The sequence below is a fragment of the Paracoccus acridae genome (assembly GCF_014642735.1).
Classification (GTDB): Bacteria; Pseudomonadota; Alphaproteobacteria; order Rhodobacterales; family Rhodobacteraceae; genus Paracoccus; species Paracoccus acridae.
This window is the reverse complement of the sequence record NZ_BMIV01000037.1, coordinates 1-9,585: the sequence shown is the minus strand read 5'-3', so window position 1 is coordinate 9,585 and position 9,585 is coordinate 1. Positions and strand designations below refer to the sequence as shown.

At 57.1% G+C, this 9,585-nt stretch carries 6 protein-coding genes; 2 read left to right on the top strand and 4 right to left on the bottom strand.

What is annotated here, in order from left to right; translation table 11 throughout:
• Positions 1–30 precede the first annotated feature (30 nt).
• From IEX25_RS19090 to repA, 4 genes are all read right to left on the bottom strand, one after another.
• The gene (locus tag IEX25_RS19090) at positions 31–432 is read right to left on the bottom strand and encodes a DDE-type integrase/transposase/recombinase (protein ID WP_188717269.1); all 402 of its coding nucleotides are present in this window, start codon (positions 430–432) and stop codon (positions 31–33) included.
• A 2,881-nt stretch (positions 433–3,313) separates the two neighbouring features.
• Entirely contained in the window at positions 3,314–4,420 is a 1,107-nt protein-coding gene (gene repC, locus IEX25_RS19085) for a plasmid replication protein RepC (protein WP_103174914.1), read from the bottom strand.
• A 229-nt stretch (positions 4,421–4,649) separates the two neighbouring features.
• Entirely contained in the window at positions 4,650–5,654 is a 1,005-nt protein-coding gene (gene repB / locus IEX25_RS19080; protein WP_103174913.1) for a plasmid partitioning protein RepB, read from the bottom strand.
• A complete protein-coding gene (gene repA / locus IEX25_RS19075) occupies positions 5,654–6,835 on the bottom strand; it encodes a plasmid partitioning protein RepA (RefSeq protein ID WP_103174917.1) in 1,182 nt (393 codons plus the stop codon). Before repA ends, repB begins: the two co-directional genes overlap by 1 nt.
• Positions 6,836–8,058: 1,223 nt before the next feature.
• Here repA and IEX25_RS19070 point away from each other — a divergent pair.
• Together IEX25_RS19070 and IEX25_RS20230 are read left to right on the top strand one after the other, a co-directional pair.
• Positions 8,059–9,066 (top strand): purine-nucleoside phosphorylase, encoded by a 1,008-nt coding sequence (locus tag IEX25_RS19070; RefSeq protein ID WP_229665486.1) that lies wholly within the window; start codon positions 8,059–8,061, stop codon positions 9,064–9,066.
• Between the two features lie 318 nt (positions 9,067–9,384).
• Positions 9,385–9,585: hypothetical protein (locus IEX25_RS20230; RefSeq protein WP_229665484.1), on the top strand; the 201-nt coding region annotated here is incomplete at its 3' end.

The following is a 9,585-nucleotide window of genomic DNA, read 5'->3' as shown; positions in this document are numbered from 1 at the left end:
CGTATCCTGCCCGGTAGACCTCCTCCACTTTTAGGGTTTCCATGAAGCTATCGATCTGTACATTGTGATAGGGTTGCCGGCACTCCTCATAGAGCCGCACAAGCCCGCAGCCTCAAGAGCGACACGATAGCGCTGAAAGGCGTATTGGCAGCCACGATCGGCATGTTGGATGCAGCCCTTTGGAGGGTTTCTGTTCATGACGGTCGCGTGCAAGGCAGCAAGCGCCAGTTCCCTATCCAGGTGCCGCGACAGCGCATGTCCTATGACCTTGCGGCTGCAGGCATCCAGGATGACGGCCAGATAGCAAAAACCGATTGCGACACGGATGTAAGTAAAGTCTGCGACCCAAACCATGTCCGGTTGATCAGGAATGATGTTGCGATACAGGTTGGAGAAGATCGGAGAGTCGTGCCGGCTGTCGGTCGTGCGCACAAAGCGCCTCCAGGGTTTGATGCCCAGTCCCGTCGCGTGCATGCTTGTGGCTGCTTCACACAGACCACGGTCTACCATCAGCCGGAAGCGCAGGACGTCATACCGTCCGGGACAGGAAGTAGGGCGCAAGCCGATTACCCCATCCGGAGCCCAGCGTGCGGAATGCATCTCTTTTGCATTGTAACATATTGAATTAACTATGTACCTTTGGATGTTTTTGAAATGCTCGACGCTGTTCAACGTGTACTGTTGCTTCGGTGCCGAGCCTGTTGTTCCGAGTTATGTTTTGAGCAGCCCCGCTCACCGGCGGAGCTTTTCCTGCCTTTCAGCCGGGATTTGCGTCTTCAACCCCAAGCTGTATCACTACCGTAGATTGCGGCTATCGTATTGTTGTCTTCACGTGGGTTCCTAGCTCTTCCACGGCCGCTGCAAGAAACGAAGGTCAGCGCTGTGACACGGGTCATCTGATGAAGCGATGTCATAATGTAGGAAACTGTTCTCGCTAGCACAGCCGCGCCGGTTATGCTCACAGCCGTCTCCATCGACAGAGCCATGCACGTCACTGGTGGCATCTTCGCCAATCCCCGAATTCTTCTTGCCCCCGAGTGGGCGATCATCTCCGAACCCCTGCCCGCATAGCTCGACTCCATCCATCGGCTCGACGAATGCCTGTCCGCCCTTAATCAAACTCCTCGATCCGGAAATAGGTGTCCTCGACTCGATCAAAGTAACAGGACTTTCCGGAGCATGAACATGAGCATGGCCTAGGCTGCCGCAAGCTCCGGGTGATGAGACGCGTGCTCGGCAATCAGCATCTACGCATAGGCCGCTTCAGGTTTCCCGCTGCCGTCCGATGTCCCCTCTGGCAAGGCCTACAGAAAGGTAGTGGCAGCTGCCATCATAGCGTCTGAACTTTGCCCTCCGAAATTGAACAGATGGTCGGCCGGAGTGCAGGTCAGTCTGAAAGCCCGAAACTTTAAGGGGGAAGTTGAAAACGCAGCCGGAGCAGATTGCTCCCTCTCTAATTGACCGCGGTCAACGTTGCTGGCGCGCAGCTCCCAATCGTTTATGGCCGCCCAATCTGCCCCAGCTTCGATCAGACCTATGGCTTAGACCCAGAACGGGGAAGATCCGTCGTGTCTCTGTAGCTGCTGGTCCACTACAACGCTGCTTGGCCGCTTCGTGCGAATATAGGTCCCCTGGAAAAAAAGGAGCTTCTGTCCATTGACCGTAGCCAACTGAGCCAGGCTAAGGATTCCTGCTTAAATCACGGCTTAGCCAAATAACAACCGAGGCCTAGGTGTCATGAGGCGGAATGAGACTCGCCGCCTTTCGATAGTGAAGCCCGTCTGGACTAGGAGGCCGCTGATGTTCATCCGTGGGATTCTCCATAACCAAGATGGCATTGCTTGCTGCTAGCGCTCGTGACCCCTGATCGACGGAAGTGGCGGCGTCTGCTTGATAGATGGAAATTGACCGCGGTCAATTTCCTGCAATGGCTCGACAGATAGATTCTACTCTAACTTCCTGCCCACGAGCGCGGACCTGTATAGCTTATGACAAAAACATCTCCACCGGACTACGAATTTGAGCTATGGCGAAAAGCAGCGGCACCGATTCGTTGAGTTGAAAGATGGCCCTGTTCAATTGACCGCGGTCAATTACCCGTGAGACTAAGGGTTTATTGACCATGGTCAATCGGCCTCTACCGACGCGAGTAGCAGGTGCCACTCGATTGCCTCAAGCATAATCGCTCGGTTGCATTGCTCTACCGACGACCTTTCTCCCAACGCGCTGCGAGTTATTCCTCTGGTGCTACCCTCAGAGGTGCTGAAAAGCACATGCACAACTTCGTACGAGAAACGGTTCGCTCGACTGCTAGTAATCGGACTGCTCCGTCCTACGGAGAGGACTTCATAATCGACAGAAGCGAAACTGTGGTCCGATTTCTGTTTAGTTCGCCTCCCAAATGTCGCACACATGTTGCTTTTGGAGTGAGGTTGAGGCGACTGAGACCAAGCTTGGAAGTAGGGTCAGAAGAGCTACACCGCTCTATCAAACGACTGCTACCCACGTCGAAAAGGCTGACCACTCGCCCACTGAGGATGCTCCACGGCAAACCGGCTAGGGCCAGCAACCAATACTATACTGCATCGCTGAACATAAAAATTGACTTGGTATTGACCGCGGTCAAACTATGCCAGGAAGCCTACGGACCATGTCGGAAAACGCGAAAGCCGGCCTTCCTTCTTCCTTTCTCTCGCGGGCAGGGTAGGTGGGTACGTCCGCCGTTGCCTCGGATCAGTACCTGTTCATATGTCTGACTATGGTCAGTTGGCGAGCGGAAGGCCCGCAGCTAGAAAGACCTTAGAAGATTTGCCGGTGGCAATATGCTGTGACTAGAGCCGATCGTCGCCGCTGATGCAGCTTTAATTTCCTGAGTTACTTAACCCGGTTAGCGGGAATGTACGTCTACATGCAGTGCTATAAACAAAGCTGTTTGCCACGCAATTGCTTTACATATCGCTTCTACTCCTCTGCTACCCGCGACTTTTATATGAAGGAGGACTGGGGGCGATGACTTACCGTCAGTCGTTGCGACAGTTCCGTGATGAGCCCTCGGCCAGCAGGAATGAGGGCCGAAATGATTGATTGACCACGGTCAATGCCATACGCTGCCCTAGGTAGTGCCATCTCGAAAGAAAATTATTTGACTTCAAAGGATTATAACAGGAAGGCTCGTGGGCGTGAAGCTGGTGCTACGGTTGAACGCGTAGGCAGGGGAGGGCAGGGGATGCATCGATATGTCGCACACTTCTGGCTCTCGACAAAGGGATAAACCCAGTAAGAAGCTAAAGTAGTTTCGAGTTTCTGAACTCCTTCAGACAGCCGGTCTGTAGTTGTTGCCGGAAAGACGAAGGAGGAGGCTCATCGGATCAAAAGTACTCGCTCGTTTTCCGATCATGACTGAACGGAAATAGGCTGGCATGTTTCTGATTCGGTTACCCATCTGCAAGATCAGCAATGTAGACAAAGCGACGCGTGGCTTTGTTAGCTCAGTACAGGCTTGTTCATAGCATTTTCGGTCTATGCCCATCATCGGCGCGAGTTGGCAAGCTAGTCTCTCCAGATCATGGGTCGTCTTGACGGGCTCTACCGCAAAGGCCATTGCTTCGCGGCATGTCTTGATCGTCAGCGCCATCAACTGTTCATCGTCCATCTTCTGCGCTGATCTTTTCAGATCTTTGTTTTCTAATTGTGAGTTAAGATGGTGGCGGACATTTTGCCCGTCAGAGCCGGATCTTTCCGTTGCTGCCTCATGATTCACTTCAGTGAGATCTGCGATCGGGGACAGCTGTTTCTGTTGCGTCACAGTTGCTGGGAGCTCTTGGATCAAGGCCTCAGCTTCTTCGATGGCAGCCAGGTAGTCGCCAACTTCCATCTTTCGCCGCAGTGCTTTCCGAACAGCATCTGTAAAGTCGACCTGGTCGGCCTGCAGTCGCGCCAGCAGCGCCAGCAGCCTCTTGCGGAGGTGTCTACACCTGGCCTGGGCGATCTCGATTTCATCTGCTGCCGCGATAATCTCATGGCTACGGGCAAGGAAAGGAGAGAGACTGAACCCGAAGGCTTGCGCCTCTCCGGTAACGGGGTCTGTCGATCTATATCGTTTGAAGTTCGAGCTGTCTTGGCGCGTAATAAAACCCACCTCGACGAGACGGCCGATGTGGCGTCGAAGCGTCCGGTCGTCGTCGAGAACCGCGCGCTTTTGAATGGACCGGTTCGAGGCAAAGACAACCGGCTCGCCCCCTTCTTTGAGGAAGGAAAGCAGGGCGCAAAGGGTATGGACCGCTCCCGGGCTCAAGCCGAAGAGTTTGCGTGCTTCCTTGAGTTTGTGGAAGGTGTTCCATAGGTGATCGCGATTGACCGTGTCCAATCCAGACGCGGGCACCAGCCGTCCGGCCGGGAAAGCAGCTTTAATGGGTTTCATGGCTGTTGCGCTTCGACCGTTAGCCCATAGGTCATCGCCCCGCAAACACGAGTTTGTGCTGCAAGATGCCGTTCACCGAAGCCGGTGTTATTGACAGGGCGATGGAGAAGCTGCTATCGAAGTAACCGACCAAAGTTTATCGATAGGGCTCTCCGGGTGACTGGGGGGCCTTTTCTTTTACGGTCTCATGCTTCTCCTTGTCTCATGGTTTCAGGGTACGGTGGGCGGGTCAGGATCCGTCGCACGAGGCTTTTTTATCAAGCTTGGATCCGTCTTCCAGCCAGCGTTGGTGCATTTCGAGAGCAAGCCTCTCGGCGTGCTCTTCCAGCCACTGGCCGAATTCTCGGTCACGCTTTGTGTCGATGCTGATCGTCACAGCATTCCTGGCCCGGCGGATCGTGCCGAGCCTTGCGCCACCGGAGAGTTTCACAACCGAACTTTGACCGCGATCAATCGACCGTGGTGCTGGCACCTCCGCTGCCGACCTCTCGGCATGATCCAGTACGGCCTTCAGGCGCTCGTCGCTCTCGACACTTTCACTAAGGCTCCCAAGAAGTTCTTGCAGGGTATCGATGAGACCGGCATCTGCCCGGACGAGTTCGGCCAGCCGCATCCATGGCCTTCGGCCGCTTCCATGAGCCGCACCGATGGCACGGATAAGATCGTCAGGCAGGGTTTCAGCGATCACGCCATATCTCGAGACAGTAGTGGCGTCGATGCCGAGAGCTTCCTCGATGACGGCCGACTCGTAGCCTGCTGCTCTGAGATCGCGGACGAAGACAGCCTTCTCGATGAAGGACGGATCCAGACGGATACTGTTTTCTTGTCCTTGGGCGGTGACCGCCGCCCGGTCGTCCATGTGGCGCAGAATAGCCTTTGCCGGCATCCCAAGCTGCTTCAGTGCGGCGAGACGCCGCCGACCGTAGACAACACGAAACCGCCCGGGGGACTGTCCAGGGCGGATAAGGATGGGGACTTGCTGTCCATGTTGTCGGATGCTGTCCGCGAGCTTCCTGATCGATGCCTCGTCCAAGCCTAGACGGTCGCTGGGCCCATCGTCTTCTACATGAGCTGGGTCAACTTCCCGGATCGAGTTGGCGCTCAACTCGCGCAGTCCTTCGCGCAAGCCGCCCAGGGCGGGGGACACAGCTACGCTTGCGGCAGGAGCCGCCGCGCGAGCCGGCTTCTCCTCTTCGTCTGGGTCCGGAATGGCACCAAAGATCTTGCGTCCCATCAGCGGCCCCACACTTTCTGGATGGCCAGCTCGAGTTCGTCAGCGACGCCATTCATGCTCGACAGAGCCCTCTCCAGCGTCTTGCGGACTAGCTGCCCAGGATCAACTTCATAGATCGTTTGCTGCGTCATGCCTGCGTCGGAGATGGCTGTCGATTTCAGCATTGGTTCTGTTAGCACGTTCGGGCCCAGGATCGTGCGCAGGTAACCTGCCATCTGCGTTTGGGGACCGTCTGAGGGCTCATAACGTGTAATAAGGAACCGCATGAAGTCCCAGCTCACCGGTCGGCTGATACTCTCCTCGACCGCCTTGATGGTCTCGGACGCCAGCTTCAGGAACTGGCTCATCGAAGCAATATCAAGCATGCCGGGCACCACTGTGACGATCAGGCCTGTTGCCGCAGTCAAGGCGGTCAGGGTGATGAAGCCTAGTTGCGGAGGGCTGTCGATGATGACGAGATCATAGTTGTCCTGGACTGCCTCGATTGCCATGCTCAACCGGTCTGCAAACAGGGGAAGGACTCGCTTGCTCAGCGCCGCCGCTGTCTCCGTCTCGTATTCGGACAGCATGAGGCCGGCTGGGACCATGTCCAGGTTGTGGAAGTAGGTCTTGCGGATCACGTCCGAAAGCGGAACCGGGTCCGCATAGCGAATGGCGTCATAGATCGTCCCACCTTCGCCGAATTCCAGTTCCGGCCGGTGCCCAAAATAAGTTGTCAGGCTGGCCTGCGGGTCCATGTCGATGGCGAGCACGCGATAGCCGCGGAGCGCCCAGCGTTGAGCAAGATGGGCACAAGTCGAGGTCTTGCCTGAACCCCCTTTGAAATTGCAGACGACAATAGTCTGAAGCTTGTCCTTACCACCATTTTTCTTCGATCGCCCCGGCCTGTATAGACTGGGGTTCTTGCCGACCGTCGACATGATGTCTCGGATTTGGTCGATTTCCTGAGCCGAATAGAACCGTTGCCTACTTTTTTTGTCTTCTCCCTCTTCGTCCAGGACTTCTGGAAAGGTTCCATCCAGATGTTTGGTCCTGAGATTTGAGGGGCTCATGCGCAGCAACTCGGCAACTTCACGAGCTCCAAACTTGCGCAGTTTCTTGCCATTCTCTGGCCGATAGGCCAATTTCATCTGGCGATCGAGGGAGTCAGCAAGGCTGTCAGCGTAAATGCCAATGTCCATGGCGCCTACGTCCGACCTGAAGTCCACCAACTGGTTCACGTCTTGCTTCACGGCTCCTCCGGACGATTCGGAATTCTGACGGCGCTTTCGTCTTTTGACCCGTTTTTGCGTCACTTGGTCAAGTCGCGTCCTGCCATCTTGATGCGTCTAATGAAGTATTGGCATGGGCGTGTGATTCCGGCAACGATTCTCCTGTCTTACCCATACTTAACGGGACCTTCGCAGGCGACCAGGCTTTATGCCGTCTGCTCGCGTCGAGCACCGAGTTTCCTGACATGGGGTCCGTAGGAGCGGGTGCCGGCACTCCCAGCCGCCTCCGCCGAGCCAGCAAGAATGCCTCCACAGAACGGCGCTCCGCGCCTTATCATGTAAGTCCCCTGGTCAAATGTCAGCACGACATCAAGTGCGGCAACCTCGGCCGCCTCGCCACAGCGCCGTGTGGTGTATCCCGGACCATCGCCGCCTCACGGTTCGCCCGATCTGAACCCTCGCCTACTATCAGCTCCCACATCGGCGTCTTGATTGCCGCCGGGTGTCTGCGCCGCTGCACGACAATGAAGCCACCGTGAGGCGGGGCACGTTCGAACGGCCCATTGCAGCCGATCAGGCCAGATAATGTGCTGCGCTGCAGCTTTCCTGGACCGGACATTCATGATCGCTGCAGAAAGGTAAGCAGGGTAGGGGAAGGGGGCCGTGATTAGGACGCCTTGGCCGAATGGCTATCCCGCTGACCGTGTAGATCTGCCACTGGCACACGTACACATGAGGCGCTTCCTGGCGCCCGCCGACATTCTTAGGCAGGGGCTGTAACGGCAGGGTACGATCTGGCGGCCTGCTCTACGGCGGCATCACGCCAGCCGTATGGGCGATCGGGGCGTCGTGCTCCACGCAAGCGTGCGCAATGGCTAATGCAACGATAACTACACTGCAGCTTTCTGGAAATGTATACGTTTATCACAGAATCCAATTGCCAGCACCGGAGGCTACATGCATGCCATGACCCGCGTCTTCCGGCAAAGGCCAGCTTGACCGCATGCGCAGCCTGATCTGCCTCAGCAAACGTAAGCGGCAGGATCAGGTGCCGTGATCGCGCTGTACTGCCAGGCTCAACCAGCACGGCAACTTCGGTGCCGACAAGACGTGATGCATCCCCTATGCTTCACCGCAGTTCCCCCGCCCCGGCCGCGTATGTCCGAGGGCGCAGACACTTGAATGGAAAATGCATGCCCCTTATGCGTCTCGGTTTTGTCCTGACTACTGCCCTCCTGCCTGCAGCCGCTGCAGCGGATGTTATCGCTCCAAAGGTCATGGTGATCGCGATGTTCGATGCCGAGGCCAAGCCCTGGCAGGACAATCTGGACCTGCCGAACAAGGTTCAGGTTCCCGGCTTGCCGGAAAGCGCCAATGAGGTCGCCTGCAATGCCGACCTTTGCCAGATGACCACCACCATGGGCTTTGCAAATGCCGCGGCCTCGACCATGGCCGTGGTACTCTCGGACAAGTTCGACCTGACAAAGACCTACTTCATCGTGGCAGGCATTGCCGGTGTTGATCCTGAAAACGGCACGCTCGGGTCGGCGGCCTGGGCTGACTACGTCGTCGATGCAGGCCTTGTTCACCGCATCGATGATCGCGAGGCGCCGGCCGAATGGACCAGCCAGATCGTCGAACTGGGCGCGAAGAAGCCTGATGAAAAGCCGGGCTGGAGCGCCGGGACCGAGGTGTTCCCGTTGAACCCGGCCCTGGTGGAGGCTGCCTACGAGGCCAGCAAGGACGTCAAGCTTAGCGACAACCCGGATGCAGCGGTCTATCGCGGCGCCTACAGCCAGGATGCTGCGAAGGCTGATCCTGCCGTTATGGTCTGCGCCTCGGTTTCCGCCGACACCTACTGGCACGGCGCGATCACCGCCAAAGAGGTCGAGGACCACGTCTCGCTTCTCACGGATGGAAAGGCGGATTACTGCATGAGCCAGATGGAGGACAACGCCACGCTGGCCGCGCTTCAGCGGGGCGCGCAAGCGGGTCTGCTGGATTTCGACCGTGTCGCTGTGTTGCGAACGGCGTCGAATTTTGACCGCGCTCATGAGGGACAGAGTACAGCCGAGTCCCTGGCTGCGAAGTCCGGCGGCTTCCCGGCTGCCACCGAAAATGCTTTCCGCGTCGGAAACGCATTCGCGCAATCTATCATCGCGGATTGGTCGAGCTACGAGAAGGGCATATCCAAACCGTAAGGCGTTATCCTGATGCCCGCAGCCCCGCGCCTGAGCTGTAGGCAGAGGGCGGGGTATATCTGCCGTCTATTTCCTCGGGTGTGAGCTGCCGGTCGCGCGCTTTGCACAAAATGCGAGAGACCCTCGACGCCGCCCCTCACGTTGCTGGCGTGGCCGAGTCCGGACGTAGAATGGTAGCGTGCAGAAACAGGTGGGGTGCCATGCAATTCGGTGCCAGTCAGGTGACGGAGATGCTTCCGGTTCGCGATCTTGCTCGGGCGCGCGTTCTATGACTCGGCCCTGGCGCTGCCTGCAGGAGAGGAACGGCCTGATAGAAAGGTGGTCTATCACTGCGGCGGCACAGAGATTGACCTGTTTCACAAGCCTGAGGGGATCAAGGCAGAGCATACTGCGCTGAGCTTCAGGATGAATGATATCCGTGCAGCGATTGGTGAGCTTTCGCGATCCCGTCTCACCCGGCCTGTATGCTGGGCGGTCAAGGAAGGTGTGGCTGCGCCTTCAGCAAGGCCACCACCCGGT

Coding starts and splice junctions, on each gene's coding strand:
- repC (WP_103174914.1), bottom strand. CDS start 4,420: ATGAAACCCATTAAAGCTGCTTTCCCGGCCGGACGGCTGGTGCCCGCG.
- repB (WP_103174913.1), bottom strand. CDS start 5,654: ATGGGACGCAAGATCTTTGGTGCCATTCCGGACCCAGACGAAGAGGAG.
- repA (WP_103174917.1), bottom strand. CDS start 6,835: ATGGACATTGGCATTTACGCTGACAGCCTTGCTGACTCCCTCGATCGC.
- IEX25_RS19070 (WP_229665486.1), top strand. CDS start 8,059: ATGCCCCTTATGCGTCTCGGTTTTGTCCTGACTACTGCCCTCCTGCCT.